Annotated in this window: 25 protein-coding genes and 2 pseudogenes; 12 read left to right on the forward strand and 15 right to left on the reverse strand. The window is 58.6% G+C overall.

All coding sequences use genetic code 11. The features are described from left to right. Positions 1 to 174: 174 nt before the first annotated feature. Complete coding sequence (yccS, locus tag ACA058_RS28770; RefSeq protein ID WP_497636927.1) at positions 175 to 2,358, forward strand: YccS family putative transporter; 2,184 nt, start codon at positions 175 to 177, stop codon at positions 2,356 to 2,358. A gap of 31 nt (positions 2,359 to 2,389) precedes the next feature. On the opposite strand, the gene ACA058_RS28775 is transcribed toward yccS, so the two are convergent. Then, complete coding sequence (locus ACA058_RS28775) at positions 2,390 to 3,127, reverse strand: substrate-binding periplasmic protein (protein ID WP_497636928.1); 738 nt, start codon at positions 3,125 to 3,127, stop codon at positions 2,390 to 2,392. Positions 3,128 to 3,382: 255 nt separating this feature from the next. Here ACA058_RS28775 and ACA058_RS28780 point away from each other — a divergent pair, with 255 nt between their 5' ends. Beyond that, complete coding sequence (locus ACA058_RS28780) at positions 3,383 to 3,835, forward strand: GNAT family N-acetyltransferase (RefSeq protein WP_497636929.1); 453 nt, start codon at positions 3,383 to 3,385, stop codon at positions 3,833 to 3,835. Positions 3,836 to 3,933: 98 nt separating this feature from the next. On the opposite strand, the gene ACA058_RS28785 is transcribed toward ACA058_RS28780, so the two are convergent. From ACA058_RS28785 to ACA058_RS28795, 3 genes are all read right to left on the reverse strand, one after another. After that, positions 3,934 to 4,230 (reverse strand): winged helix-turn-helix domain-containing protein, encoded by a 297-nt coding sequence (locus ACA058_RS28785; protein ID WP_497636930.1) that lies wholly within the window; start codon positions 4,228 to 4,230, stop codon positions 3,934 to 3,936. Positions 4,231 to 4,333: 103 nt separating this feature from the next. Then, positions 4,334 to 4,825 carry a M48 metallopeptidase family protein gene (locus tag ACA058_RS28790; RefSeq protein ID WP_497640022.1) on the reverse strand — a complete coding sequence of 164 codons (492 nt, stop codon included), beginning with the start codon at positions 4,823 to 4,825 and terminating at the stop codon, positions 4,334 to 4,336. Positions 4,826 to 4,870: 45 nt separating this feature from the next. Continuing rightward, complete coding sequence (locus tag ACA058_RS28795; protein WP_497636931.1) at positions 4,871 to 6,994, reverse strand: putative bifunctional diguanylate cyclase/phosphodiesterase; 2,124 nt, start codon at positions 6,992 to 6,994, stop codon at positions 4,871 to 4,873. A 321-nt stretch (positions 6,995 to 7,315) separates the two neighbouring features. On the opposite strand from ACA058_RS28795, the gene ACA058_RS28800 reads away from it, so the two are divergent. Continuing rightward, on the forward strand, positions 7,316 to 7,984 hold the full coding sequence (locus ACA058_RS28800) for a polysaccharide lyase family 7 protein (protein WP_497636932.1): 669 nt from the start codon (positions 7,316 to 7,318) through the stop codon (positions 7,982 to 7,984). Between the two features lie 106 nt (positions 7,985 to 8,090). Here the strand turns inward: ACA058_RS28800 and ACA058_RS28805 are convergent, their stop codons facing one another. Beyond that, the gene (locus ACA058_RS28805; protein WP_497636933.1) at positions 8,091 to 9,374 is read right to left on the reverse strand and encodes a type II toxin-antitoxin system HipA family toxin; all 1,284 of its coding nucleotides are present in this window, start codon (positions 9,372 to 9,374) and stop codon (positions 8,091 to 8,093) included. Next, positions 9,367 to 9,618 (reverse strand): helix-turn-helix transcriptional regulator, encoded by a 252-nt coding sequence (locus tag ACA058_RS28810; protein WP_497636934.1) that lies wholly within the window; start codon positions 9,616 to 9,618, stop codon positions 9,367 to 9,369. Before ACA058_RS28810 ends, ACA058_RS28805 begins: the two co-directional genes overlap by 8 nt. 346 nt (positions 9,619 to 9,964) lie before the next feature. Between ACA058_RS28810 and ACA058_RS28815 the strand changes: the two genes are divergently transcribed. Together ACA058_RS28815 and ACA058_RS28820 are read left to right on the forward strand one after the other, a co-directional pair. After that, complete coding sequence (locus ACA058_RS28815) at positions 9,965 to 10,345, forward strand: hypothetical protein (protein WP_497636935.1); 381 nt, start codon at positions 9,965 to 9,967, stop codon at positions 10,343 to 10,345. A 154-nt stretch (positions 10,346 to 10,499) separates the two neighbouring features. Further along, positions 10,500 to 10,631 (forward strand): annotated as a pseudogene (locus tag ACA058_RS28820) (polysaccharide lyase family 7 protein); the annotation flags it as partial. An 81-nt stretch (positions 10,632 to 10,712) separates the two neighbouring features. On the opposite strand, the gene ACA058_RS28825 reads toward ACA058_RS28820, so the two are convergent. The 8 genes from ACA058_RS28825 to tkt form a co-directional block, all read right to left on the reverse strand. Further along, positions 10,713 to 11,063 carry a hypothetical protein gene (locus ACA058_RS28825; protein ID WP_497636936.1) on the reverse strand — a complete coding sequence of 117 codons (351 nt, stop codon included), beginning with the start codon at positions 11,061 to 11,063 and terminating at the stop codon, positions 10,713 to 10,715. A gap of 46 nt (positions 11,064 to 11,109) precedes the next feature. Further along, positions 11,110 to 11,376 (reverse strand): hypothetical protein, encoded by a 267-nt coding sequence (locus ACA058_RS28830; protein ID WP_497636937.1) that lies wholly within the window; start codon positions 11,374 to 11,376, stop codon positions 11,110 to 11,112. Positions 11,377 to 11,712: 336 nt separating this feature from the next. Beyond that, positions 11,713 to 12,777 (reverse strand): class II fructose-bisphosphate aldolase, encoded by a 1,065-nt coding sequence (gene fba / locus ACA058_RS28835; RefSeq protein WP_019694035.1) that lies wholly within the window; start codon positions 12,775 to 12,777, stop codon positions 11,713 to 11,715. A gap of 254 nt (positions 12,778 to 13,031) precedes the next feature. Continuing rightward, the gene (locus ACA058_RS28840) at positions 13,032 to 13,364 is read right to left on the reverse strand and encodes an MliC family protein (protein WP_497636938.1); all 333 of its coding nucleotides are present in this window, start codon (positions 13,362 to 13,364) and stop codon (positions 13,032 to 13,034) included. 56 nt (positions 13,365 to 13,420) lie between these two features. Next, complete coding sequence (locus ACA058_RS28845; protein WP_497636939.1) at positions 13,421 to 13,642, reverse strand: hypothetical protein; 222 nt, start codon at positions 13,640 to 13,642, stop codon at positions 13,421 to 13,423. Between the two features lie 35 nt (positions 13,643 to 13,677). Continuing rightward, on the reverse strand, positions 13,678 to 14,841 hold the full coding sequence (locus ACA058_RS28850) for a phosphoglycerate kinase (RefSeq protein WP_497636940.1): 1,164 nt from the start codon (positions 14,839 to 14,841) through the stop codon (positions 13,678 to 13,680). A gap of 26 nt (positions 14,842 to 14,867) precedes the next feature. Continuing rightward, entirely contained in the window at positions 14,868 to 15,923 is a 1,056-nt protein-coding gene (gene epd / locus ACA058_RS28855; RefSeq protein WP_497636941.1) for an erythrose-4-phosphate dehydrogenase, read from the reverse strand. A 190-nt stretch (positions 15,924 to 16,113) separates the two neighbouring features. Then, positions 16,114 to 18,111, reverse strand: a complete 1,998-nt coding sequence (tkt, locus tag ACA058_RS28860; protein WP_497636942.1) for a transketolase — start codon at positions 18,109 to 18,111, stop codon at positions 16,114 to 16,116. A 39-nt stretch (positions 18,112 to 18,150) separates the two neighbouring features. Here tkt and ACA058_RS28865 point away from each other — a divergent pair, with 39 nt between their 5' ends. From ACA058_RS28865 to ACA058_RS28885, 5 genes are all read left to right on the forward strand, one after another. After that, a complete protein-coding gene (locus tag ACA058_RS28865) occupies positions 18,151 to 18,372 on the forward strand; it encodes a hypothetical protein (RefSeq protein WP_497636943.1) in 222 nt (73 codons plus the stop codon). An 11-nt stretch (positions 18,373 to 18,383) separates the two neighbouring features. Continuing rightward, on the forward strand, positions 18,384 to 19,379 hold the full coding sequence (locus tag ACA058_RS28870; protein WP_497636944.1) for an ArsR/SmtB family transcription factor: 996 nt from the start codon (positions 18,384 to 18,386) through the stop codon (positions 19,377 to 19,379). A gap of 18 nt (positions 19,380 to 19,397) precedes the next feature. Then, on the forward strand, positions 19,398 to 20,588 hold the full coding sequence (gene metK / locus ACA058_RS28875; protein ID WP_497636945.1) for a methionine adenosyltransferase: 1,191 nt from the start codon (positions 19,398 to 19,400) through the stop codon (positions 20,586 to 20,588). 144 nt (positions 20,589 to 20,732) lie between these two features. Continuing rightward, entirely contained in the window at positions 20,733 to 22,406 is a 1,674-nt protein-coding gene (gene ligB / locus ACA058_RS28880; RefSeq protein ID WP_497636946.1) for an NAD-dependent DNA ligase LigB, read from the forward strand. Between the two features lie 104 nt (positions 22,407 to 22,510). Further along, a complete protein-coding gene (locus ACA058_RS28885; RefSeq protein ID WP_497636947.1) occupies positions 22,511 to 22,909 on the forward strand; it encodes a DUF1090 domain-containing protein in 399 nt (132 codons plus the stop codon). Positions 22,910 to 22,991: 82 nt separating this feature from the next. On the opposite strand, the gene ACA058_RS28890 is transcribed toward ACA058_RS28885, so the two are convergent. Next, a complete protein-coding gene (locus ACA058_RS28890; protein WP_497636948.1) occupies positions 22,992 to 23,441 on the reverse strand; it encodes a c-type cytochrome in 450 nt (149 codons plus the stop codon). Between the two features lie 128 nt (positions 23,442 to 23,569). Here ACA058_RS28890 and mltA point away from each other — a divergent pair, with 128 nt between their 5' ends. Then, positions 23,570 to 24,742 carry a murein transglycosylase A gene (mltA, locus tag ACA058_RS28895; RefSeq protein ID WP_497636949.1) on the forward strand — a complete coding sequence of 391 codons (1,173 nt, stop codon included), beginning with the start codon at positions 23,570 to 23,572 and terminating at the stop codon, positions 24,740 to 24,742. 172 nt (positions 24,743 to 24,914) lie between these two features. Continuing rightward, positions 24,915 to 25,972 (forward strand): annotated as a pseudogene (locus ACA058_RS28900) (IS110 family RNA-guided transposase). Positions 25,973 to 26,110 lie beyond the last annotated feature (138 nt).

The following is a 26,110-nucleotide window of genomic DNA, read 5'->3' on the forward strand; positions in this document are numbered from 1 at the left end:
CATTCAACAATACTGGTGAATGTCATACCGCCATCGCGAGCAAGCTTTGCTCCTACAAGAATGGTGTTTGTTCAGGAAGGAACAGATTTTGCTGTCAGATGTGATCGCCGCCATTGCGTCGGCGTCATTACTGGCTCAATTTAGCGTCATTGCCTCGGAAGGCCCTCGCACTTCATGTCATCGACTTCGTTCCGTCAGTCTCTGCGCCGCCTTTGGGCGCTGGATAAATTCAGCTACAGCGTGCGGGTATTCATCGCCCTGACCGGCACCATGGCGTTGTGCTGGTCTCAGGATGAAATGGGGCTGCTGATCCCGTTGTTCCTGGGGATTATCGCCAGCGCCCTGGCCGAAACCGATGACAGCTGGCAGGGGCGCCTCAACGCGCTGGCGGTGACGCTGGTGTGTTTCGCAGTCGCCGCGCTGTCGGTCGAACTGCTGTTCCCCTACCCCATTCTCTTTATCATCGCCTTCGCCCTGGCCGCCTTCTGCCTGACCATGCTCGGCGCCCTTGGCGAGCGTTATGGGGCGATTGCCTCGGCGACGCTGATTCTTTCGGTCTACACCATGATCGGCGTCGATCAGCGCGGCGGCGCGGTCACCGATTTCTGGCATGAGCCGGTGCTGCTGGTGGCCGGTGCGGCCTGGTACGGGTTGCTGTCAGTGCTGTGGCAGGCGTTGTTTTCCAACCAGCCGGTGCAGCAAAGCCTGGCGCGGCTGTTCCGGGAACTGGGTTTTTACCTGAAGTTGAAATCGTCGTTGTTCGAGCCGATCCGCCAGATGGACGTGCAAGCCCGTCGACTGGAACTGGCCCAGCAGAACGGCCGCGTCGTCGCCGCACTGAACGCGGCCAAGGAAATCATCCTGCACCGGGTCGGCAACGGGCGCCCCGGCTCGAAAGTCAGCCGCTACCTGAAGCTGTACTTCCTCGCCCAGGACATCCACGAACGCGCCAGTTCCTCGCACTACCCTTACAACGCCCTGGCCGAAGCGTTCTTCCACAGCGACGTGCTGTTCCGCTGTCAGCGCTTGCTGCGCCAGCAAGGCAAGGCCTGCCGCGCTCTGGCCGAATCGATCCAGATGCGCCAGCCGTTCACCTATGACGCGAGTTTCGCCGAAGCCCTCGGCGACCTGCACGCCTCCCTCGAACACCTGCGCATCCAGAGCAATCCCGCCTGGCGCGGGCTGCTGCGCTCACTGCGGGCACTGGCAACCAACCTGGGCACACTCGACCGCCTGCTCAGCGATGCCAGCAACCCCGACACCCTGGCCGACGCCACCGACAGCAGCCTGCTCGACCGCTCGCCGCGCAATTTAAAGGATGTCTGGGTACGCTTGCGCACGCAGCTGACGCCGACGTCGCTGCTGTTCCGCCATGCCCTGCGCTTGCCCCTGGCCTTGAGCATCGGCTACGCCATGGTGCATTTGATCCACCCGTCCCAGGGTTATTGGATCATCCTCACGACGCTGTTTGTCTGCCAACCGAACTACGGTGCAACAAGGCGCAAGCTCGGCCAGCGGATCATCGGCACAGCGATCGGCCTGACCCTGGCCTGGGCACTGTTCGACCTGTTCCCGAACCCGCTGATCCAGTCGTGTTTCGCGATTGCTGCCGGGGTGGTGTTCTTTACCAACCGCACCACGCGCTACACGTTGGCGACGGCGGCGATCACCCTGATGGTGCTGTTCTGCTTCAACCAGGTGGGCGACGGTTACGGGCTGCTCCTGCCTCGCCTGTTCGATACCCTGCTCGGCAGCCTGATCGCCGGGCTGGCGGTGTTCCTGTTCCTCCCGGACTGGCAGGGTCGGCGCCTGAACAAAGTACTGGCCAACACCCTGACCTGTAACAGCATTTACCTGCGCCAGATCATGCAGCAATACGCGGCCGGAAAAAGCGACGACCTGGCGTATCGCCTGGCGCGGCGCAACGCACACAACGCCGACGCGGCACTGTCGACCACCCTGGCCAACATGCTGATGGAGCCGGGACATTTCCGTAAGGAAGCGGATGTCGGGTTCCGCTTCCTGGTGCTGTCTCACACCTTGCTCAGTTATTTGTCCGGGCTCGGTGCACACCGGGAAACCCAACTACCGCAGGATGTACGCGAACATCTGATCGAAGGCGCAGGGGTGAAACTGGCCGCCAGCATCGATGAAATTGCCCAAGGCCTGGCGAGTAAATCCGCCGTTGCCATTCAGAGCGATGAGGAGGAAGCGCTGGCCAACACGCTCGAGCAGATGCCCGATGAAATCGACGAGGGCCAGCGATTGGTACAGACACAACTGGCGTTGATCTGCCGGCAATTGGGGCCGTTGCGCACGCTGGCGGCGCATTTGATCAAGGACACGAGCGAGGATTGAGAGGGGTGGTGTCTGGGCCATCAGCCACACCTTACATACCGTGTCGCTTCATCAGCCGCGCATAACTGCCGTCGGCCTTCATTGCCGCAATGGCGCGGTCAAAACCGGCGACGATCTGCTCATGCTGCGGATTTTTCAGGCTGACCAGGATGTGCAGGCCGTTCTCGCTCAGCGGCTTGGGCAAGAACTCCACGGCATTGCGGACCTTGGGTGACTCGCGGGCCAGGTAGTAACGAGCGACGTATTCGTCTTCCAGGGTCAGCTTGACCCTGTCGGCAGCGACCATGCGCACAGCCATGGCGAAGTTGTGTACCGGAATCTTCTGCAATGACACATCTTGATCGAAGGCGGGTGAATAGGCGTAACCACGCACCACCGCAATCGGATAGGTGTATAGCTGCTGCAAATTGCTGAATTCGATGGGTGCATCCTTACGCTTGAGAAAGCGCACGCGATTGACCAGGTACTCGCCCGAAAACTGACCGAGCCTTGTGCGCTCCTCATCGAACCAGGCATTGACCAGAACGTCATAGCGGCCCTCGCCCACCCCCAGCAACGCCCGCGCCCAGGGCACCTGCTGGAAATCACTGGCATAGCCGGCCCGCGCCAAGGCGGTACTGACAATATCCGTGGCCAACCCGCCGTTGTATAGCGTGGCGTCGGTAAAGGGTGGCCAGGCATCCGCCACCAGCCGCAACTTTTCTGCTGCCACAGTTTCAGTCAGCAACAGCAATCCAATCAAAGCAAAGGCTCGACGCAATCGCGGCATGCCAGAAAATCCTTAGCGGGCGGGTTGCCCGACGTGTTTTCAGCCAAAACGCCAAGACCCCGTACCGGCACCCCCAGGCACTCAATGTCAGCTCGTTGCAGCACTGCACATCGCTTGATTTCAGATTACACAAAGAAGGCAGCGTCGCGCTAAATGAATGATGGCATTTTGGTCTTTGGCACAGAGTTCTACGCCATAAAGACATCTATCGTCGAGGCGCCTAGTATCACAAGAACGTTTTCAGGGAATCGGCACATGACAATCAACTGGATCTGCAAACACCACAGCGATCTGGGCAAAGAGCAGCTGTATGCCATTTTGCAACTGCGCGCCGAGGTGTTCGTCGTGGAGCAGAAATGCATCTATCAGGACATCGATGGCCAGGACCTCGAGGGCGACACCTGCCATTTGATGGCCTGGGACGAAGATCGGCTGGTAGCCTACCTGCGCTTGCTTGATCCCGAGCTACAGGGCGGTGACGTAGTGATCGGGCGCGTGATCATTGCGCCACAGGCGCGAGGCACCGGGCTGGGGCATGAGATGATGGCCCAGGCGCTGAAGCAGATTGAAAAGCGCTGGCCTGAGATGCCGGTCTATCTCTCGGCCCAGGCGCATTTACAGGGGTATTACGGGCGGTACGGTTTTGAAGTGGCGGGCGAGGAATACGTCGAGGATGGCATTCCACATATAGGTATGCGTCGTCTGTAAGGGCCTCTTCGCGAGCAAGCTCGCTCCCACATTTGAATTGCATTCCCCTGTGGGAGCGGGCTTGCTCGCGAAAGCGTCGGATCAATCACCGCAGAAACTCAGGGATACTCCAGCACCGCCTTGATCTGCCGAAGATTATGCTCGATCCACCCGCGATCAATCGCCCCCCACCCGCGAATCCGATAGCGCCCGGCATGGTTTCGTCCGCCCTCTTCCTGCTCGAACTCGCAAACGATATCCAGATCCGCCAGGGCGGCGATGGTGTCCTGGGCCGTGCGCCGGGGCATACCGGTGACTTCGGTCAATGCCGGAACGCTGCTGGCCAAACCGCTGTCGATCAGGTACGCCACGTACAAGCGGCGGTAGAAGCTGCTCTTGGTCTTGCTTACGTCCATCCATGCGCTCCTTGTTCATCGGAAGGTCAAAAGATCGCAGCCTTCGGCAGCTCCTACACTGGACCCTGTAGGAGCTGCCGAAGGCTGCGATCTTTTGACCTTTTCATTGCAGGTCGCGCCAGGTCAGGTACACCCGCACATCGAATTCCACCTGGTGATACCCGGGCAACATGTGCTCGCAAAGTTTGTAGAACGCCTTGTTGTGGTCGGACTCCTTGAAGTGCGCCAACTCATGCACCACGATCATTTTCAGAAACTCCGACGGTGCCTCCTTGAACAATGAGGCAATGCGGATTTCTTTCTTGGCCTTGAGCTTGCCGCCTTGCACCCGGGAGATGGTGGTGTGCAGGCCAAGTGCACGATGGGTCAGGTCCAGACGGTTGTCGAAGAGTACTTTGTCGATGGACGGGGCGTTACGCAGGTATTCCTGCTTGAGGTCCAGCGCATAGGTGTACAGCGCCTTGTCGCTCTGCACAGCATGCTGTTGCGGGTAGCGCTGGCTCAGGTAATCGCCCAGCCGGCCGTCGGCGATCAACTGTCGCACCTGGTCCTGCAAGGTAGCCGGATAAGCCTGGAGGTATTTCAACGCGGTCATCTGGGCGGCAACACGAATCACGAAAAGGTCGCCAGTGTAGCGAATTCAGCGGGTCAGCGCGCCCCAGTCGAAGGGCTGCACAAAGTACTCGGTGTCTTCGGCCATCATCGGCCGGGCTACCAGAAAACCTTGCACATATTCACAGCCATTGGCTTGCAGCCACTGGTATTGCGCCAGGGTTTCGACCCCTTCGGCGATCACCAGCATCCCGTACTCTTTGCACAGGTCGATCACATTGCGCACCAGGGCCGCGTCCCTTGAGGACTCAGGAAGACGGCTGATCAGATGGCGGTCGAGCTTGAGCGTATCCAGTTCCAGATCGCGCAATTGGGACAGCGAACACGGGCCGGAGCCGAAATCATCCAGCGCCACCCGAACCCCCAGATTGCGCAGCAAACGCAGCTGTTTACGGGTTTCCTCAGGATTGTGCATCAAGGCCGCTTCCGTCACCTCGACTTCCAGGTGACGCGGCTTCAAACCATGTCGCTCCACGACCTGGCGCAACTCGTTGACCAGATTGGGCATGGCAAACTGGGTACCGCTCAAACTGACGCTCACCACCAGATCCTCGGCAAACAAGGTCTCCCAGGCTTTGCGCTGCCCGGCACTACGCTGGTAGATCCAGCTGCCCAGGCGGCTGATCAACCGCGCCTCTTCCAGCAGCGGCAAAAACAATCCTGGCGGAACGTCGCCGACGCTCGGGTGCTGCCAGCGCAGCAACGCCTCGAACCCGCGAGTCCGCCCATCGGCAACAGACACCTGCGGCTGATACACGAGATTGAAATCACGGTTCTCGATGGCCGTGCGCACGCTTTCTTCGAGCATCAGCCGCGAACGGGCCCGACCGTTCATTTCGTGATCGTAAAACCGATACTGTTGACGACCGGCGCGCTTGGCTTCGTACATGGCGATGTCGGACGCGCGCAGCAAGCCGTCGAGATTGGCGCCACAATCGGGAAACGTGGCGATGCCAATACTGGCACCGAGGACGATATCCAGACCGTCTATTTGCTGGCAGATCGACACCCTCTCGATGAGCTTTTCCGCAATTTTGGCCGCTTGCTCGGGAAACTCCAGGTCCAGCAGCGCCGTGAATTCATCGCCGCCCATGCGTGCCAGGATATCGAACGGGCGCAGGCAGGCCTTCAACTGTTCGGACACCCAGCGCAATACCCGATCGCCGGCATCGTGACCGAGAGAATCGTTGACCCGCTTGAAGCCGTCGAGGTCCAGGTATAACAGGACCCAGGCGCTGTCGGAACGTTCGCCGCGCAACAGCAGGTTTTCCACGGTCTGGTAAAAGCCGCGACGGTTGAGTAGCCCGGTCAGCGGATCGGTGACCGCCTGGAATTCGAGTTGCTGATGCAGGTGGCGCACCACAGACATGTCCAGCACTGTCACGACCATCGCGTGCTGGTCCGAGGGCAGTGGCGCGCAAGACAGTGCCACCGGCACCTGTTGCCCGGGGGCGGTACGCAGCAATGCGTCGTGCAGGCGCAAGGTCTCGCCGCGCTTGTAAACGGTCAACAGGTCAGAATCGGCCCAGACCGGTATGTGGGGTTTTTGCAGAAAATCCAGGAACTCCTTGCCCTGCAGTTCCTGCACCGTAGCGTTGAGCAGTCGCGACATCGCCGGGTTGGCAAAACGGATCAGACCGTCCTCGCCGACCACCAGGATGCCTTCGGCAGCGTTGTCCAGCACCGAGGCGTTGAACGCGCGAGCGACCTCCAGGTCATGACTCAGGCGCTGCAATGCCCGGCGATTACGCTGATGTTCCAGCAGCGCCTGGACCTTGGGCTTGAGAATCTGCGGGTCGAAGGGTTTGAACAGGTAATCCACCGCGCCACTGGCGTAACCCTTGATCACGGCATCCTGGGACTGTTCGTTGGCGGTCAGGAAAATGATTGGTGTCAGACGCGTCCGTTGGCTGCCGCGCATCAGGCGCGCCACTTCGAAACCGTCCATGCCTGGCATCTGCACATCCAGCAACACCAGGTCGACATCGTGTTCAAGCAACAGCCCGAGCGCCTCGAAACCGGAGGCAGCGGTGATGACCTGCCAATCCTGGCGCTGCAGCAATGCGCGCATGCTGACCAGGTTTTCAGGGTAATCATCGACGATCAACAGGGTTGAATGGCCTTCAGCTGGCATTGGGTGCGCGCATTCCATGCTGCTTCTCTAGGTCTGGATGTCAGGCCGACTTCTCGTGAAAACCGGACAGATACTGTGCCTTCACTCTAGACCGGGATCTGGGAAAGCAGAAGGTGTCAGAGCGCCATCATTCGACTGAAGCGTCATTAGCCGACTAACGGTCAGCCACGCAGCCCGCTAAAACCGGGAAGGATGGCATTTCGACAGGATGTTGACGCCATTTAACTGCCCGGCGGGCGTTAACAAAATTGCCCGCTACGCTTATAAAGACCGACCCCAAAGGTACGTGCTAGAGCCATTGGTACGTGCGTGCAGCAATAAATCGCGGAAGCTTTGACTATGATCGACCTCGCAACCTGGAACCTCAGTGTTCCTGTCGGCAGCCCGCCATACACTGTTGAAACCTCAAAACTGGTGGACGGCTTCAAGGATCAATACTTCCATTCTGACACGGGTACATTGTTTTTCTGGTCACCAGTAACCGGCTCGCGCACTGAGAACGCGATCTACCCCCGCACTGAACTGCGGGAAACCTATAGCAACGGCACGCTGCGCAACTGGTACTACCCGGATGCCGACAACTTGCTTCACGCCACCTTGGCGGTGAACCAGGTCCCGAGCTCGGGCAAGATCGTGATCGGGCAGATCCACGCCTATAACAGCCAGAAGCCGATGGTCAAACTCGAATACCAATACAAAACAAAAACCGAGACCGGCAACCTCGTCATCAAAGTGCGCATGCACCCCGACGACGCCGAAGGACGGGTCATCACCCTTGCCACCGGGATCAAGCTCAATAGTGAATTCAACTACCTCATTCACTTGAGCCCCGGCGGCGCACTGGGCGTCAGCGCGGCGGGTTACCAGTGGGACACCAACATCAGTGCCACCTGGCGCGACAAGCCGCTGTACTTCAAGGCCGGGGTGTATGTGCAGGACAACACTGGGTACACCAGTGAGGGCGGTAAGGTGACATTCAGCAAGCTGGATATTGATCACGATAAGTAAAAAGCACTTCTGATCGGTTCGTTCCCGCTCACGCGGGAATGAATCCCAGGACAAGCGACGCCCTTAAATAGCCTCGCGGACAATATAAAACCAGGGGCAACGTCGACTATGTAACCCGCTTATTCACGTCGACTACAACAGGTTTGCGCCTAAGTCCCGGTGTTATCGACTTATTCAGCGCCATCAGTCGTCCCGCATCCCATTCAGTCTGCATATCCGAAAAGAGCTCACTGTCTATGCGGTGTTGATTGGTCGACAGCGCCCCAGTCATTGCTTCAGCGATCCGCTCAATGATCAACTCCGGCCTGTTAACCGAACAATGCTTGCGACCAAATTCAATCAACTGCTGCCGGTCAGGGTAGGTTTTTACTTTGTTCATCTTGATGGCCAAGGTGCGATCAACCAATGACTGTCCGGACTTGGGGTTGTAGTTCTCGTAAACCGTTGTGGTGGTCACATCAAAAACAGGGGCCAAGCATACGGACTCCAGCGCGTCGGGATGGGTATAGATCACGCCGAAATTCTTCAGATGTGCATCGCCATTGCGAACCATGACCGACAGACAGACTGAGGAGAAAAACCGTTCAAGTTCACGGACCGGTTCGCCGTACCGGCATACCTGACCAATGACAGCCGCCAGCGTCTCATAGCTTTGGGAGTACTTGTAGTTATCATGAGGGTCCTTGTTGAGACTCAGCAAAACTGCCATGTCTTCAAACCCAAGCCGACCGGACGCTGTCAGGTCGAACCGCTCCATCACAAACAGATCACCACTTTCAGAAAGCCAGAATGGCGGTGTTTCAAGGCCGGCAAGACGAGCGGCTTCCAGGCAGAGATATTCGTTCTGAGCGAGATGTGCATACTCGTTAGCTCCCGACTTAACGATCAGGTCGGAACTGAGCATGGTTTTTCGACCGCCACCCAGTTTGTCCAGATCCGGCACCAGTACTTTGGGCTGCACACCCGAAATACCCGACTCGAAATAAGTATCAACAAGGAAGTCGAAGACACCTTGCGATGCATTGGAAGACAAGATCTCTTGTAGCCCTACCTGAGCCCTGACGGAGGCTGGTGCCTCTGTCGGATTTTGATAAGTGAGGCGTCCGATCTGATTCCCGCCTATGACCGACAACAGGCGCATCTCATCCACCTGCATGTGCTTGGCCATGCGACGCTTGATCTGGTCAGCCAGAAATCCTTCAGGCACGTTCATATCGAATATCGGATGCAAAACGTTGCTGACCGAGGGTGTCGGGTCATAGGGCATGACCAGAGAGACTTCACGCTGCGCCTCGGCAGACGTATAGGCATACGAGAACTGAGACCCCCTGGAAAGCGCGCCCGACTGTCCTTGTGGGGTCATCACGTTGAGCAGTTTGACCTTACTCATCACGCTCTACCAAATCAGAGAGAGATTTGAGATCTATTCGTTTGTCGACAATTTCGAGCGCCATGCCCAGTGCCGAAATAGCTCTGAACAGGGTGTAGATCGCCACGTTCTCCCCGGCTTCGAGGTCAATGATCGTTTTGCGATTACAGTGGGCCTTGTCCGCGAGCTGTTCTTGACTGAAGCCTTTGGCGCGACGCAGCACGCGTATTCTCTCGCCAAGTGCCGGTGGATTCAGGATAAGCATAATGTTACCTATATCGGACTTTTAAGCGTAATAAACAGATTATGTCCTCTATAGCGGACATTTCAATCACCTTTCGTCCGACTAATCACCATAATGAGCCGAACAGCGCCAGTCACGGCCCTACGCGCCATGCCTGGCGCATTACAAAAAAACCTCCTCGCGGCGAGTTTTTCATGCAATTCAAACGCTAAAGGCTTATTACCTAAAATTCGAACCTATATAACAACATCGAATAAATACCTGTCATTTATAACAGGTGAATATTCGCCACCTCGAAATTATTCTTGGGCAGCAACCTAAAACATAGTTCTCCTAGTCTCCAGATCATACCAAGGAAGAAGGCTCCATGAGTGTTAAGGAAGACGTCAACATGTTGGGCTACATCACTGCCGCCTACAGCGCCACTGATAAAGCAGGAACTCCTTACGAATTGAACATCACTTCGAGCATTGATAGAAGCGGCGCCATGACAGGTACTTTACGCATTGGCGTGATTGATTACGTGTTGGTCGGGGACTATCGCTTCAGAAATGCGAACGGTGCTCAAACCGACATTTACTTTGCCGGGTCAAACACCCGTGACCACAACGCACGATCTGGATATTTTATGCTCGAAGCTATTAACCGACGTTATGAATCACTCAAGGGAAAACGCGTATATAGCGACCCACACACTCAGACGCTCCACATACTTGATATAGAATTTGTCAGAAATCTCGCTTTTTAATAACGTTCAGCAAACCGGATATCACGACAAGTGAGCGCGGCGCTTGCAAATGAACACTTACACAAAGTCGAGCACTCCATCGACAGTTTTGTAGGACGATCTGCGCCTTTCATTGCGCACTGCCGACCTCAGCGAGCTAGAAGCGGCACTGCCCAAAATCAGCGCGACGTGGCGGGACAAGCCGTTGTACTTCAAGGCTGGGGTGTATGTGCAGGACAACACCGGGTACACCAGTGAGGGCGGGAAAGTGACGTTCAGCAAGCTGGATATTGATCACGATAAATAGCCCCTCACCCACTGAGCGCGACCTTGTTGCGAGGGGGTAAGCCCTGCGCAACAAAAACTGCGTAACACGCCCACTTTCCTTCTAACGAACGCACATCAGCATGAAACTCTTTGATGTTTCCGTCTCTTTTGCAGTATCACCTATTAACTGGGTTATCACTTTTACAATCTTGCTCGTAGGGGTACCGGCCAATTTCGCATGAGCAGAAAAAATATCGTCGTAAGAGCTAAGATCCGTTACAGATACAGCACAAAAGCCCGGATCACGCTCAAATACCCCTGCCTTCAAAACTATTTCGTAATCAGAAAAGTATCCCGGCTGCGGATAGTGCTTCACGCTGTTGATCCACTCGGCGGACTGCGCTAAAACTTTCCCTTTGCTGTCAATCGACGCAGTAAACACACCGTCCGCAGCATTAGCTGTAAAAGCCATAAATAGACACATCGAAAGAACACAAGAGCTTAAACATTTAAAATATTTACGAGAAAACATAAATAAAACCCTCATCCATGAGTGATGAAATCGATAGCGACCGAATAGCTGCCGAAGTAAACTGCACCTTATCCAGGTAAGACTCGGTCGCGCCCGGGTGCTCGCCTTTCCAGCCCCCTCTGATAGCGTTGGCTGCGTAGGTGAAACCGCGCTCCGGGGTAATTGGCTGTGCCATGATCTGACTGACTTGCGGGCACATTTCATCAGCCGCACTAACATTGCCGGTAAAGGCAATGACACTCAGAAAGCCCAACGAAACCACTCCACGGCTCCAAAAGTGTTTCTTAGTAGTATTAGTATCAAACCTTAAGTAGTTCAATTTATAAACTCCATATATTTAATTGAACTCAAATATTGAACACCAAAACAAAACTTGTCCACTATCAGTTTTGACAAGTTATTTCAAAGCCCTAAATAATAATAATTATTTCATAACTACAATTAACAAACTCGCAACATTAGAACATGGTATTTGCGTACGACATTCCACGCGCATAAAAAAATGCCCTTGTCTTTGCGACAAGGGCATTTTTCGTCAACCGCCAGTAAAATTACCGGCGGCCTAGTAAGGTGATCCCAAGCTGAAGGCTTAGTTGACCTTGGCGTTCAACTCACCTTTCAGATAACGCTGGAACATCGCTTCCAGGGAGATCGGCTTGATCTTCGAAGCGTTGCCTGCGGTACCGAAGGCTTCGTAACGGGCGATGCACACGTCGCGCATGGCAGTCACGGTGGCGCCGAAGAATTTACGTGGGTCGAACTCGCTCGGGTTGGTGGCCATCAGGCGACGCATGGCGCCGGTGGACGCCAGACGCAGGTCGGTGTCGATGTTGACCTTGCGCACGCCGTGCTTGATGCCTTCGACGATTTCTTCAACCGGTACGCCGTAGGTTTCTTTGATGTCGCCGCCGTACTGGTTGATGATCGCCAGCCACTCTTGCGGAACCGAAGACGAACCGTGCATGACCAGGTGAGTGTTCGGAATGCGCTTGTGGATTTCCTTGATGCGGTCGATCGCCAATACGTCGCCGGTAGGCGGTTTGGTGAACTTGTAGGCGCCGTGGCTGGTGCCAATGGCGATGGCCAGGGCATCGACCTGGGTACGTTTGACGAAGTCGGCGGCTTCTTCCGGGTCGGTCAGCATCTGGCTGTGATCCAGAACGCCTTCGGCGCCGATACCGTCTTCTTCACCGGCCATGCCGGTTTCCAGCGAACCCAGGCAACCCAGCTCGCCTTCTACCGATACGCCGCAGGCGTGAGCCATGGCCACGGTTTGTTGGGTGACGCGTACGTTGTAGTCGTAGTCGGTCGGGGTCTTGCCGTCTTCACCCAGGGAACCGTCCATCATCACCGAGCTGAAGCCCAGCTGGATGGAGCGCTGGCAGACGTCAGGGCTGGTGCCGTGGTCCTGATGCATGCACACCGGGATGTGCGGGAATTCTTCGATGGCTGCCAGGATCAGGTGACGCAGGAACGGTGCGCCGGCGTATTTGCGAGCACCGGCCGAAGCCTGGACGATCACCGGGGAGTCAGTCTTGTCAGCGGCTTCCATGATGGCGCGCATCTGCTCAAGGTTGTTGACGTTGAAGGCTGGAACGCCGTAGCCGAACTCGGCTGCGTGGTCCAACATCTGGCGCATGCTGATAAGTGCCATTGTGTGTGTCTCTCCCGGTTTGGGTCGTTAATCGTGCCAGCCTGCCGTAGCGGCGGCGGCTATTCAAGTTATTGCAGATCGGGGGTTGGTCCGGGCTGCGAATTCGGTGTTGCATCAGTACTGAACGCCGGCCCCCCTGTAGGAGCGAGCATGCTCGCGATGGTGGCCCAGACAACGCGGGCATTCAGGCGCCCAGCGTTATCGTTAACGACCATCGCGAGCATGCTCGCTCCTACAGGTACAGCACAGTCCGTTTATTGCGCCTTACAGCCACGGCCAATCAAATCATTGGTGGCGACCCAGTAGACCAGGCCTTCCTCACCTTTTATGTGAAACGCCAGCATGTTGTCGCTGTACAGCGAACCCGACGCGCCCGGCTCTTGCTTCAGGCGATGGACCTGATCGGCCCCACCCAGGCGCACGTCGACTTCCCCAAGGCTGTCGTCGGTGTAGCGCCAAACCACCTTGGCCTGGCTGTCGCAGGTCCAGGTGGTCCAGTCATCCGCCGGGGCGGACGACTGGAACGGGTTCCAGTTGGCGCACCCGCCCAGCAATGCCAGCGCCGTAATGGCGATAAAGCCTTTCATCCGTGTCCCTCGACTGACGGCAGATACCGCCAGCCCTGAGTAAAGAGTCAGACCCGTCAAGGACAACCATGTTCCTTGGCGGGGGTCTGTGTCTCGTATTTGTCCAGGCCATCAGGCCCGGAACGCTTGTTGAGCACCGGGTTGGTTTCCGCCTGCCAGTCGGCTTGATAGCAACCGTTCCGGGGCGCTGACGGCGCGGGTTCCGGCGTGGCTTTGGGGTTACTCCCGCAAGCCGCCAGCGATCCCGCGACGATCAACAGCGCTAAGGTCTTGACCATTTGAACACTCCCTTGCCTGGTCAAACGGGCGACCCTCAGGCCTTGGCCCGGCTTTCCAGGACTTCAACGGCCGGCAACACCTTGCCTTCGACGAACTCCAGGAACGCGCCGCCGCCGGTAGAAATGTAGGAGATTTGCTCGGCGACGCCATATTTATCGATGGCCGCCAGGGTGTCGCCGCCGCCAGCAATGGAGAATGCCGCGCTATCCGCGATGGCCTGGGCCAGCACTTTGGTGCCGTTACCAAACTGGTCGAATTCAAACACGCCAACCGGACCGTTCCACAGGATAGTCTTGGACGATTTCAACAGTTCGGCGAAGTTCGCCGCCGTCTGCGGGCCGATGTCGAGAATCATGTCGTCGGCGGCAACATCGGCGATCAACTTTACAGTGGCCGTCGCGCTTTCAGCGAATTCCTTGGCAACCACTACGTCCACCGGCAGCGGCACGCTGACTTTGGCGGCGATGGCGCGAGCGGTGTCCAGCAAATCCGGCTCGTACAGCGATTTGCCGACCGGGTGACCGGCAGCCGCCAGGAAGGTGTTGGCGATACCGCCGCCAACGATCAACTGGTTGCAGATCTGGCTCAGGCTGTTAAGTACGTCAAGCTTGGTCGATACCTTGGAACCGGCCACGATGGCGGCCATCGGCTGGGCCGGTGCGCCCAAGGCCTTGCCCAGCGCGTCCAGTTCGGCGGCGAGCAGCGGCCCCGCGGCGGCAACCTTGGCGAACTTGGCCACGCCGTGGGTCGAACCCTCGGCGCGGTGCGCGGTGCCGAAGGCGTCCATCACGAACACGTCGCACAGGGCCGCGTATTGCTTGGCCAGGTCGTCAGCGTTCTTCTTTTCGCCCTTGTTGAAGCGCACGTTTTCAAACAGCACGATGTCGCCGGCTTTTACGTCGACGCCGCCCAGGTAGTCAGCCACCAAAGGCACTTCGCGGCCCAGGGCCTTGCTCAGGTAGTCAGCCACTGGCTTGAGGCTGTTCTCGGCCGAGAATTCGCCTTCGGTCGGACGGCCAAGGTGCGAGCAAACCATCACGGCCGCGCCTTTTTCCAGGGCCAGCTTGATGGTCGGCAGCGAAGCCAGGATTCGCGCATCGCTGGTGACAGCACCGTCCTTGACTGGGACGTTGAGGTCTTCGCGAATCAGTACGCGCTTACCTTGCAGATCGAGGTCGGACATCTTCAACACGGTCATGGGTCGCATTTCCTGAGTAGCTGTTCTTAGAGAGCAGGTTTTGTTGAGGCTGTGTGCAGATAGTGTTCCGCAACATCCAGCATTCGGTTGGCAAAACCCCATTCGTTGTCGAACCAGGCCAGGATGTTCACCAGCCTTGGGCCGGAAACTCGAGTCTGACTGGCATCGACGATCGCCGAATGTGGGTCGTGGTTGAAATCACAGCTTGCGTGGGGCAACTCGGTGTAGGCCAGAAGGCCTTTGAGCGGGCCACTGGTGGCAGCCTCGCGCAGGATCCGGTTGACCTCGGTGGCGTCGGTGTCGCTAACGGTCTGCATCGTGATGTCGAGGCAAGACACGTTAACCGTCGGCACACGTACGGCTTTGGCCTGAATTCGCCCGGCAAGTTCCGGCAGCAAGCGTTCAATGCCTCGCGCCAGACCAGTGGACACCGGAATCACCGACTGAAACGCCGAACGGGTGCGGCGCAGGTCTTCATGATGATAGGCGTCGATCACCGGCTGGTCGTTCATTGCCGAATGGATGGTGGTAATCGACACGTACTCAAGACCGATGGCCTGATCCAGCAATCGCAACAACGGCACGCCGCAGTTGGTCGTGCAGGAGGCGTTGGACACCAGCAACTCATCGCCAGTCAGGCAATCCTGGTTCACGCCGTAGACGATGGTGGCGTCGACATCCGCCTCGCTGGCCATCGGCTGGGAAAACAGCACGCGCGGGGCGCCGGCGTCGAGAAACCGCTGACCGTCTTCGCGAGTGTGGTAAGCGCCGGAGCATTCCAGCACCAGATCGACGCCCAACGACGCCCAATCGATGCCTTCGGGAGTGGCACTGCGCAAGACCTTCACGCAGTCGCCATTTATATGCAGACAATCGCCATCGACTTTCACTTCACCGGGAAAACGCCCGTGGGTGGAGTCGAAGCGTGTCAGGTACTCAATACTGGCCATGTCGGCCAGATCGTTGATCGCGACAATCTCGAACCCAGCCGTCGAGCCTCGTTCAAACAGCGCACGCAAGACGCAACGACCAATCCGGCCGTAGCCGTTGAGTGCAACTTTGTAGGGACGCGGTTGAGGCATGGGGGTTCTCGATAGACGCAGGCAAACGAATTCTCGTTAACAACACACATCCCTGTAGGAGCGAGCATGCTCGCGATGGTGGCCCAGACAACGCGGGCATTCAGGCACCCAGCGTTATCGTTAACGACCATCGCGAGCATGCTCGCTCCTACAAGGGACCGCGGTGGTCGTGAGACCACCGCGCTGTGCTTTAGTCTTCCAGCAGCTCTTCAGCCTGACCCAGGATGTTTTCCAGGGTGAAGCCGAACTCTTCGAACAAGGCAGGCGCAGGCGCCGACTCGCCGTAGGTGGTCATGCCGATCACGCGACCTTCCAGGCCGACATACTTGTACCAGTAGTCCGCGTGGGAAGCTTCGATGGCGATACGGGCGCTGACCTGCAGCGGCAGAACCGATTGCTTGTAGCCGGCGTCCTGGGCGTCGAACACGCTGGTGCAAGGCATGGAAACCACACGCACCTTGCGGCCCTGTTCGGTCAGTTTGTCGAAGGCCTGAACGGCCAGGCCCACTTCGGAACCGGTGGCGATCAGGATCAGCTCAGGCTCGCCTGCACAGTCCTTGAGCACGTAGCCACCGCGGCTGATGTCGGCAATCTGGCCGGCATCACGGGTTTGGTGCTGCAGGTTCTGACGCGAGAAGATCAGGGCCGAAGGACCGTCTTTACGCTCCAGCGCATATTTCCAGCATACCGCCGATTCAACGGCATCGGCCGGACGCCAGGTGTCGAGGTTCGGCGTGCAGCGCAGGCTGGCCAACTGCTCGATTGGCTGGTGAGTCGGGCCGTCTTCGCCCAGACCGATGGAGTCGTGGGTGTAGACGTGGATCACGCGCTGCTTCATCAGGGCCGACATGCGCACCGCGTTGCGCGCGTATTCCATGAACATCAGGAAGGTCGCGCCGTAAGGCACCAGGCCGCCGTGCAGGGCAACGCCGTTCATGATCGCGGTCATGCCGAATTCGCGCACGCCGTAGTACATGTAGTTGCCGCTGGCGTCTTCGGCGGTGACGCCTTTGCAGCCTTTCCACAGGGTCAGGTTGGAGCCGGCCAGGTCAGCCGAACCGCCGAGGAACTCAGGCAGCAGCGGGCCGAACGCGTTCAGGGCGTTCTGGCTGGCTTTACGGCTGGCGATGGTTTCACCCTTGGCCGCCACTTCGGCGATGTAGGCCGCGGCTTTTTCGCTGAAGTCTGCCGGCAGTTCGCCGCTCAGACGACGTACCAGTTCGTTGGCTTCGGTCGGGAACGCAGCGGAGTAGGCAGCGAAACGCTGGTCCCACTCGGCTTCGACCGCGCGGCCGGCTTCCTTGGCATCCCATTGGGCATAGATTTCGGCCGGAATTTCGAACGGGCCGTGGTTCCACTTCAGCGCAGCGCGAGTCAGGGCGATTTCCGCGTCACCCAGCGGGGCGCCGTGGCAGTCTTCCTTGCCTTGCTTGTTCGGCGAACCGAAGCCGATGGTGGTCTTGCAGCAGATCAGGGTCGGCTGCGGGCTTTTGCGCGCCGTCTCGATCGCGATCTTGATCTCTTCCGGGTCATGACCATCGACGTTGCGGATCACTTGCCAGTTGTACGATTCGAAGCGCTTTGGCGTGTCATCGGTGAACCAGCCTTCGACTTCGCCGTCGATGGAGATGCCGTTGTCGTCGTAGAAGGCAATCAGTTTGCCCAGGCCCAGGGTACCGGCCAGGGAGCTGACTTCGTGGGAGATGCCTTCCATCATGCAGCCATCACCCAGGAACACGTAGGTGTGGTGGTCGACGATATTGTGGCCAGGACGGTTGAACTGTGCCGCCATGACTTTCTCAGCCAGGGCAAAGCCCACGGCATTGGCCAGGCCCTGGCCCAGTGGACCGGTGGTGGTCTCGACGCCCGGGGTGTAGCCGAGCTCCGGGTGACCAGGCGTACGGCTGTGCAGCTGGCGGAACTGTTTCAGGTCATCGATCGACAAATCGTAGCCGGTCAGGTGCAGCAGCGAGTAGATCAACATCGAGCCGTGACCATTGGACAGCACGAAGCGGTCACGGTCGGCGAACGATGGATTGCTCGGGTTGTGCTTGAGGTAGTCGCGCCAAAGCACCTCGGCGATATCCGCCATACCCATGGGGGCACCGGGATGGCCGCTGTTGGCTTTTTGCACGGCATCCATGCTGAGGGCACGAATGGCGTTGGCACGCTCACGACGGCTAGGCATCGCTGTTCTCCTGCGGGTTCTGAATCGAGAGTGATAAAAATGAAACGGAAAAAAGGCGAGCATTTTCCCTCACACGGACGCCTCGGGGCAATGACAGAAAGTCATCTGAAGGCGTTTTTCCAACGCTTAACGACGGATTGGGCGGGTGAAACCTTTCCGCTGTTGGTTTGTAGAGTTAACCAGATCGTGAGAAGTGCCATCTATCGATCAATATCAAAACTTTTTGATATTGATCTTGCGGTGCTTCCGGTGCGTGACTAGACTGCCGGCCTATGAATTTACGCGCGCCTTCCATTCGCCAGGACGATTGTGATGAGCTGGCGGCCTTGTGCAAGGCCGGCGGCGACCCTCTGCGCCTGAATGTCTTGCGCGCACTGACCAACGATTCGTTCGGCGTACTGGAGTTGGCGCAGATCTTCGGCATCGGCCAATCGGGCATGAGTCATCACCTCAAGGTGCTGGCCCAGGCCGATCTGGTAGCAACCCGCCGTGAAGGCAATGCGATTTTCTACCGTCGCGCCCTGCCCCACACCGAGTTGCGGGGAGGCAAACTGCATGCGGCCTTGCTCGAAGAAGTGGACAACCTGACCTTGCCTGCCGACGTGCAGATGCGGATCACTCAGGTTCACAAGCAACGCGAGGCGGCCAGCCAGGACTTTTTCTCACGGGTCGCCGAGAAATTTCGCGCCCAGCAAGACTTGATCGCCGGCCTGGCGCAGTACCGCGAAAGCGTGGTGGCGCTGCTCGACAAACTGAGCTTCGGCAGCGCTGCCACGGCGATCGAAGTCGGCCCCGGCGACGGTGCATTCCTGCCGGAACTGGCCCGCCGTTTCACCCAGGTCACGGCACTGGACAATAGCCAGGCCATGCTCGAACTGGCGCGTCAGGTATGCGAACGCGATTCGCTGACTAACGTGAAGCTGCAACTGGCCGATGCCCTGAACGGCGTCAGCCTCAAGGCCGATTGCGTTGTACTGAACATGGTATTGCATCACTTTGCCGCGCCGGCCGATGCGCTCAAGCACATGGCCAATTTGCTGCAACCAGGTGGCAGCCTGCTGGTGACAGAGTTATGTAGCCACAACCAGAGTTGGGCCAAGGAGGCCTGCGGTGATCTCTGGCTGGGGTTTGAACAGGACGATCTGGCCCGTTGGGCCACCGCTGCGGGGCTCGCCCCCGGAGAAAGCCTCTATGTAGGCTTACGTAATGGTTTCCAGATTCAGGTCCGCCATTTTCAGCGGTCGGCTGGCGACACTCACCATCGGTAATTTCAGGAAAACATCGAGATGAGCGAATACTCCCTTTTCACCTCCGAGTCCGTGTCTGAAGGGCATCCGGACAAAATCGCCGACCAGATTTCTGATGCGGTGCTGGACGCCATCATTGCTGAAGACAAGTTCGCCCGCGTGGCGTGCGAGACTCTGGTGAAAACCGGCGTGGCGATCATCGCTGGCGAAGTCACCACCTCGGCCTGGGTTGACCTGGAGCAGATCGTTCGTGACGTCATCACCAACATCGGCTACACCAGCTCCAACGTCGGCTTCGACGGTGCGACCTGCGGCGTGATGAACATCATCGGCAAGCAGTCCCCTGACATCAACCAGGGTGTCGACCGTGCCAAGCCTGAAGATCAGGGCGCCGGCGACCAGGGCCTGATGTTCGGCTACGCCAGCAACGAAACCGACGTGCTGATGCCTGCACCGATCACCTTCTCGCACCAGCTTGTGCAACGTCAGGCCGAAGCCCGTAAATCCGGCCTGCTGCCTTGGCTGCGCCCGGACGCCAAGTCGCAAGTGACCTGCCGCTACGAAAACGGCAAGGTTGTCGGCATTGACGCGGTTGTCCTGTCGACCCAGCACAACCCGGAAGTGTCGTACACAGACCTGCGCGAAGGCGTGATGGAACTGATCGTCAAGCACGTCCTGCCTGCCGAGCTGCTGTCCAAGGACACACAGTTCCATATCAACCCGACCGGCCAGTTCATCATCGGTGGCCCGGTGGGCGATTGTGGCCTGACCGGCCGCAAGATCATCGTCGACAGCTACGGCGGCATGGCCCGTCACGGCGGGGGCGCATTCTCCGGCAAAGATCCATCCAAGGTTGACCGTTCGGCTGCCTATGCCGGTCGTTACGTGGCCAAGAACATCGTGGCTGCGGGCCTCGCGGAGCGTTGCGAAATTCAGGTCTCCTACGCCATCGGTGTCGCCCAGCCGACTTCGATCTCGTTGAATACCTTCGGCACCGGCAAGATCAGCGATGACAAGATCGTCAAACTGGTCCGCGAAATTTTCGACCTGCGTCCTTACGCAATCACCACCATGCTTGACCTGCTGCACCCGATGTACCAGGAAACCGCTGCGTACGGCCACTTCGGTCGCACCCCGGGGACCAAGACGGTTGGCGAAGACACCTTCACCACCTTCACCTGGGAAAAAACCGACCGCGCCGACGACCTGCGCACCGCTGCCGGCCTGTAAGACTTCCCGGCGGTACCTAAAGCCCCGCACGGTTCGCCGAGCGGGGCTTTTTCATGGGTAGAAACAATCCGAAAAACAGCTGCAAGCCCATCAGCCCGCCGCTGACTAACCTTCAGGCACCTCCATCGAGCAAGGAAGCTTACGATGCTGACCCGCCTGCTGACCGGCTTACTCCTGACCTGCCTGTGCCTGGGCACAGCTGCTGGCGAATGCCCCGCCTGGCCGCCCGAGCGTGCCGCGCAAGAACTCGCCGCGCTGCAAAAACAAATCGACCTCTGGGATGACAGCTACCACCGTGAAGGCCATTCGCTAATCGCCGACGAACTCTACGATCAGTCCTTCGCACGACTGACCGAATGGCGCCTATGCTTCAGTCTCGGTACGGCCACCGATCCATTGCGCACCGCCACCGGCCCACTGGCCCACCCGGTGCCGCATACCGGCCTGGAAAAACTGCCAGACGGCGGCGCCGTCGAACACTGGCTGCGTGATCGTGCGCAGGCCTGGGCCCAGCCCAAGGTCGACGGCGTGGCGGTGACCCTGGTCTACCGCAAAGGCCTGCTGGCTCAGGCGATCAGTCGCGGCGACGGTGTGCATGGCCAGGACTGGACGGCCTCGGCCCGCCAGATTGGCGCCATTCCTCAACGCCTGTCAGAGCCACGGGACCTGGTGGTGCAGGGTGAGCTCTACTGGCGCTTGACTGACCACGTGCAAGCCAGCGCCGGGAGCCTCAACGCCCGCGGCACGGTAGCCGGCTTGATGGCCCGCAAGACGTTGACCGTCGAGCAGGCCGAAGGGATCGGCCTATTTGCCTGGGAATGGCCACACGGTCCGTCGAGCGTGCCGGCCCGTATCGCGGAACTGGAAAAACTCGGTTTTCCTGGCACCGCACCGTACACCCAGGTCATCACTTCATTGGCCGAGGTCGAGCGCTGGCGTGATCACTGGTATCGCTCGCCCCTGCCATTTGCCAGCGACGGGATTGTCCTGCGCCAGGAGCAGCGCCCGCCTGCCGAGCGCTGGCAGGCAAAAGCGCCGTACTGGATCGTTGCCTGGAAGTATCCTTTCGCTCAGACACTGGCCCAGGTGCGAAAGGTGCACTTCCAAATTGGCCGCACAGGACGGATCACCCCCGTGCTGGAGTTGACCCCGGTGACGCTTGATGACCAGCAGATCAAGCGCGTCAGCGTGAGCTCCCTGCAACGCTGGCAAACGCTGGATATTCGACCGGGCGATCAGGTTGCCATCAGCCTGGCCGGGCTGACCATTCCCAGGCTCGATGGCGTTGTGCTGCGCAGTACCGAACGCCTTGAAATGAACGTACCGCTGGTTGCCGACTTTCATCCATTGAGCTGTTGGCAGCCGACCCCAGGATGTAAAAGCCAGTTTCTCGCGCGCCTGACCTGGCTCAGCGGCAAGCACGGATTGGCTCTGCCCCATGTCGGCCCCGGCACTTGGGAAAAACTTCTTGAAACAGGTCGCCTGAACAGCCTGTTGGATTGGTTGACCCTCGATGCTCAAGAGCTTGCTAACATTGACGGTTTAGGCGAGCGCAGCGCTACTCGGCTGGCGAATAGTTTCAACAGTGCCCGGCAACGCCCATTTGCCCGCTGGCTCAAAGCCCTGGGCATGCCGCCGACCGGCCAGGCACACCTCGGCGATTCATGGCGGGAGCTGACACAACGAGACATCGAGCAATGGCAGGCCCAACCCGACATCGGACCAGGGCGTGCAGCGCAATTGAGCGCTTTTTTTCGCGATCCGCAGGTCCTGGCCCTGAGTGAAACGCTGCGCCGGGCCGCCGTAGGCGGTTTTTAGTTTTTGCTCCGGTGATGCCCGTGCGCCCGGGAACCCTAAAGTCCGGATGGGCTCAAACATGCCATCGCTGCATCGACACGAATGCCTTTTCACCTGGAGCTTTTATGAAATTTCTTCCACCGCTGGTCCTGTTGACCCTTTGCAGCGTAATGGCCACTTCCTTGATCGCGGCTGTCGAGGACGCCCCGGGCCTGACCGGCTGCGCCGCCAAGAAGCAAGGCATCATCAATCAAATCGAACTGGCCAAATCCCACGGCAATGCCGACCAGCAGGCCGGCCTGGAGAAAGCCTTGAGCGAAGTCAGCGCAAATTGCACCGATGCCTCGCTGAAGAAAGAACGGGAAAACAAGGTGCTCGACGCCAAGCACGAAGTCAGCAAGCGTCAGGCCGACCTCGATAAAGCCATGAAAAAAGGCGACGCCGAGAAGATCAACACGCGCAAGGACAAACTCGCCGAATCCCGCAAGGAATTGCAGGAAGCGGTGGATGAATTGGATAAGTAGGAGCTGGCTTGCCAGCGAAGCTTTTAGCGACCTCATGACCCCTCGCCGGCAAGTCGGATCGCCGCACCGTAGCGCCTACAGGTCAATGATCCCGAAACTCTTTATGGCACGCACTGCAGGCATCTTCGACCTTCTGCACCGCCGGCCCCAGATTACTGGCCTTGTAGGGTTGGACCTGGCTGGCGACCACCAGCTCGCCGGTGGCGGCTTCAAGGGAGCGAGCCATTTGCTCAAAGCGAGCCTGCTTCTCCCAGACATCACTCTTGGCGCTGGTGTGGTCTTCTTCACGCACCTGCGGAAAATGTTTCCACGGCTCACGGGACAGCGCATCGAGTTTCACCGCGCCGTCAGCGAACCTGGGGCCATCGAACGCAATACGGCCACGCAACATGCCGCCCAAATCTTCGCCGGTCTTGAGCATCTGTTTGAAAATGGCCTTGCGCTGACCGAGGGGCGAGTTGGGGTCGACGCCGCCACAAGCGCAAAGCGTCAGGCAGGCCAGCAATACAACAGAAAGTCTTTTAAGAGTCATGGTGGCTTCAGGTCACGGAAAACGTCGGCCAGTATCCTCGCGTCACCGGCAAACACCAACACCCCTATTATCAATACGGGTTGCATGAGCGCACGCGACACTCAGGCAACCGACAAAGGAATTACCCCATGAACAGCCGTTTCAAGGCTTGGTGTCACCCCCTGGCCTGGACGCTTCCGATAGTGGCCGTGCTCGCGGGCTGCACCGGCGGTGAAGACAAACAACCGAAGACCCACGCCCTGGCCACCTACTCCAGCGCCACCTGGGAAGCATTGCCGGCGGTCTCCGACACCGACCTCGTCGCCGGTTTCGGCTCCTGGCGCAGCGCCTGCACCCGACTCAAGGCCGACCCGGTCTGGGGCACCACCTGCGCAGCAGCGACCAACGTGCCGCAGAGCGCCAGCGACATTCGCGGCTTCCTCAAGCAAAACCTTGATGTCTATGGCCTGCGCGCCGCCAACGACAATCCCAACGGATTGATTACTGGCTACTACGAACCGGTCTACCCCGGCAGCCTGACCCAAACCGCAACGGCGAACATCCCGGTGTATGGCGTGCCTGAAGACATGATCATCGTCTCGCTGGAAAGCATCTACCCGGAACTCAAAGGCAAACGCCTGCGCGGTCGACTTGAAGGCCGCGTGCTCAAGCCTTACGACGATGCCGCAACCATCGGCAGCAATGGGGCCAAGGCTCCGGTTGTGGCCTGGTTGACTGATCCGATGAACCTGCAGTTCCTGCAAATCCAGGGTTCGGGTCGTATCCAGCTCGACAGCGGTCGTCAGCTGCGAATCGCTTACGCCGACCAGAACGGCCACCCCTACCGACCGATCGGGCGTTGGTTGGTGGAGCAAGGCGAATTGAAGAAAGAAGACGTGACCATGGGTGCGATCAGCAGCTGGGCCAAGGCCAATCCTTCGCGCATTCCAGAACTGCTCGGCAGCAACCCAAGCTATGTGTTTTTCACCCAGAACCCGGATAGCAACGAAGGGCCGCGCGGCTCGCTGAACGTGCCGTTGACGGCCGGTTATAGCGCGGCGGTGGATCGCAAGGTGATTCCGCTGGGCAGCCTGTTGTGGTTGTCCACCACCAAACCGGACGGCACTGCACTGGTACGCCCAGTGGCTGCCCAGGACACCGGCGGCGCAATTGCCGGCGAGGTTCGTGCGGATCTGTTCTGGGGCACCGGCGATGCGGCCGGGCAACTGGCTGGAGACATGAAGCAGCAAGGGCAAATCTGGATGTTGTGGCCCAAGGGCGCGGCGCTGCCACAAGTGCCGCAAGTCGCCGACAAGCTTTAAAATCAAAAGATCGCAGCCTGCGGCAGCTCCTACACAAATCCCATGTAATTGGATGGACTCGCCCCAGCCGAGGCGTCAATGCGCCACGCTGGCAGTCTAAACAGCCAACGACAGCGAGGGCGAGTCCATGAAAAATCATAGTTCGATTGATCAATCCCTGTCTTCTTCCGATTTGTCGGCCTGCACAACCTTAGCGGTGGATCTGGCCAAGCAGGTCTTTCAGGTCGCCGGTGAAGATGTCCTTGGCCAAGTGCGCTACGAGCAGCGGATCAAGTCGCGTGAGGCGTTTTATGAGTTTCTCCGGCAGCTGCCGCCTCATGTCGTGATTTTGATGGAGACCGGTCCGGGTGCTCAGCCTGGGCCCGGCAGCTGCAAGACCAAGGCAACCTGGCGCGGATTCTTCCAGCCGGTTTGGTGGCCACCCATCGCAGCGGGCCTAAAAATGATCGCAACGATGCACTGGCGATTTTGCGGGCGGGTCGCGATGAAAAAATCTGCGCAGTACCGGTCAAAAGCGTTGCGGCACTGGCAATGCAGGCGTTGCATCGCGCTCGTCAGGGCTATGTGCGTCGACGCACGGCCGTCAGTAATCAGATGCGCGGCCTGCTGCTCGAGCACGGCGTGGCTTTGGCGCAGGGCGATGTTGCGATCAGCCAGAAAATACCGCGGGTACTGGAGGATGCTACCCAGCCGGTGCCGGGCCTGCTGCGTGAACTGATCGACGAACTGTTGGCCGAGTGGCGCCATTTGGGCGAGCGCATCAGCGTGCTGACGGGACGCCTGGAAGTGGCCGCCAACGCCGACATGACGGCGAAGCGACTGATGACTGTGCGCGGCATCGGCCCAGTCATTGCCACGGCACTGGTGGCCAAGGAAAGCAAGCCTGAGCGATTTCCCAATGCCCGCAAGTTTGCCGCGTACTTTGGCATGGTGCCTGACCAGCACAGTAGCGGGCAGACGGTCCGGCTGGGGGGCATGACCAAGCGAGGTGATGTCTATTTACGCAGCCTGATGATCCAGGGAGCCCATGCGGTGCTGCAACAACTACGACCTGATTCCCAGCAACCCGATGACCGCCGCTTGTTGCGCTGGATGAGCCGGCTGGGCCGTAAGGAGGCTGCGATCAGGCTAGCCAACCGCAACCTGCGAATCGTCTGGGTGCTTTTACAGAATGATCAGACTTATCGTCGCCACGCTGGTGATGGCCAGCAAGCGACGATGAGCCACTGAGCGACAGAGTTCTGCCACCGAGGTACTGACTGTCCGACCCTTTGTTGAAAAAAATTGACCCCAGGTAAGACCGGCGTGGATTGATGCCTAAGCTCCTACTGGCCTTCGAGGCCTGACTGTAATCGGCATACCACGAGC

The sequence above is a fragment of the Pseudomonas sp. LBUM1649 genome, from assembly GCF_059716155.1.

What these genes read in the sequence shown, in the direction of transcription:
- ACA058_RS28840 (WP_497636938.1), bottom strand. Translation starts at nt 13,364, where the DNA reads ATGAAAGGCTTTATCGCCATTACGGCGCTGGCATTGCTGGGCGGGTGC.
- yccS (WP_497636927.1), top strand. Translation starts at nt 175, where the DNA reads ATGTCATCGACTTCGTTCCGTCAGTCTCTGCGCCGCCTTTGGGCGCTG.
- ACA058_RS28805 (WP_497636933.1), bottom strand. Translation starts at nt 9,374, where the DNA reads ATGAGTAAGGTCAAACTGCTCAACGTGATGACCCCACAAGGACAGTCG.
- ACA058_RS28825 (WP_497636936.1), bottom strand. Translation starts at nt 11,063, where the DNA reads ATGGCTTTTACAGCTAATGCTGCGGACGGTGTGTTTACTGCGTCGATT.
- ligB (WP_497636946.1), top strand. Translation starts at nt 20,733, where the DNA reads ATGCTGACCCGCCTGCTGACCGGCTTACTCCTGACCTGCCTGTGCCTG.
- ACA058_RS28785 (WP_497636930.1), bottom strand. Translation starts at nt 4,230, where the DNA reads ATGGACGTAAGCAAGACCAAGAGCAGCTTCTACCGCCGCTTGTACGTG.
- ACA058_RS28790 (WP_497640022.1), bottom strand. Translation starts at nt 4,825, where the DNA reads ATGACCGCGTTGAAATACCTCCAGGCTTATCCGGCTACCTTGCAGGAC.
- ACA058_RS28890 (WP_497636948.1), bottom strand. Translation starts at nt 23,441, where the DNA reads ATGACTCTTAAAAGACTTTCTGTTGTATTGCTGGCCTGCCTGACGCTT.
- ACA058_RS28815 (WP_497636935.1), top strand. Translation starts at nt 9,965, where the DNA reads ATGAGTGTTAAGGAAGACGTCAACATGTTGGGCTACATCACTGCCGCC.
- ACA058_RS28795 (WP_497636931.1), bottom strand. Translation starts at nt 6,994, where the DNA reads ATGGAATGCGCGCACCCAATGCCAGCTGAAGGCCATTCAACCCTGTTG.
- fba (WP_019694035.1), bottom strand. Translation starts at nt 12,777, where the DNA reads ATGGCACTTATCAGCATGCGCCAGATGTTGGACCACGCAGCCGAGTTC.
- ACA058_RS28870 (WP_497636944.1), top strand. Translation starts at nt 18,384, where the DNA reads ATGAATTTACGCGCGCCTTCCATTCGCCAGGACGATTGTGATGAGCTG.
- ACA058_RS28845 (WP_497636939.1), bottom strand. Translation starts at nt 13,642, where the DNA reads ATGGTCAAGACCTTAGCGCTGTTGATCGTCGCGGGATCGCTGGCGGCT.
- mltA (WP_497636949.1), top strand. Translation starts at nt 23,570, where the DNA reads ATGAACAGCCGTTTCAAGGCTTGGTGTCACCCCCTGGCCTGGACGCTT.
- ACA058_RS28865 (WP_497636943.1), top strand. Translation starts at nt 18,151, where the DNA reads ATGAAACGGAAAAAAGGCGAGCATTTTCCCTCACACGGACGCCTCGGG.
- tkt (WP_497636942.1), bottom strand. Translation starts at nt 18,111, where the DNA reads ATGCCTAGCCGTCGTGAGCGTGCCAACGCCATTCGTGCCCTCAGCATG.
- ACA058_RS28850 (WP_497636940.1), bottom strand. Translation starts at nt 14,841, where the DNA reads ATGACCGTGTTGAAGATGTCCGACCTCGATCTGCAAGGTAAGCGCGTA.
- ACA058_RS28775 (WP_497636928.1), bottom strand. Translation starts at nt 3,127, where the DNA reads ATGCCGCGATTGCGTCGAGCCTTTGCTTTGATTGGATTGCTGTTGCTG.
- ACA058_RS28810 (WP_497636934.1), bottom strand. Translation starts at nt 9,618, where the DNA reads ATGCTTATCCTGAATCCACCGGCACTTGGCGAGAGAATACGCGTGCTG.
- ACA058_RS28800 (WP_497636932.1), top strand. Translation starts at nt 7,316, where the DNA reads ATGATCGACCTCGCAACCTGGAACCTCAGTGTTCCTGTCGGCAGCCCG.
- epd (WP_497636941.1), bottom strand. Translation starts at nt 15,923, where the DNA reads ATGCCTCAACCGCGTCCCTACAAAGTTGCACTCAACGGCTACGGCCGG.
- metK (WP_497636945.1), top strand. Translation starts at nt 19,398, where the DNA reads ATGAGCGAATACTCCCTTTTCACCTCCGAGTCCGTGTCTGAAGGGCAT.
- ACA058_RS28885 (WP_497636947.1), top strand. Translation starts at nt 22,511, where the DNA reads ATGAAATTTCTTCCACCGCTGGTCCTGTTGACCCTTTGCAGCGTAATG.
- ACA058_RS28780 (WP_497636929.1), top strand. Translation starts at nt 3,383, where the DNA reads ATGACAATCAACTGGATCTGCAAACACCACAGCGATCTGGGCAAAGAG.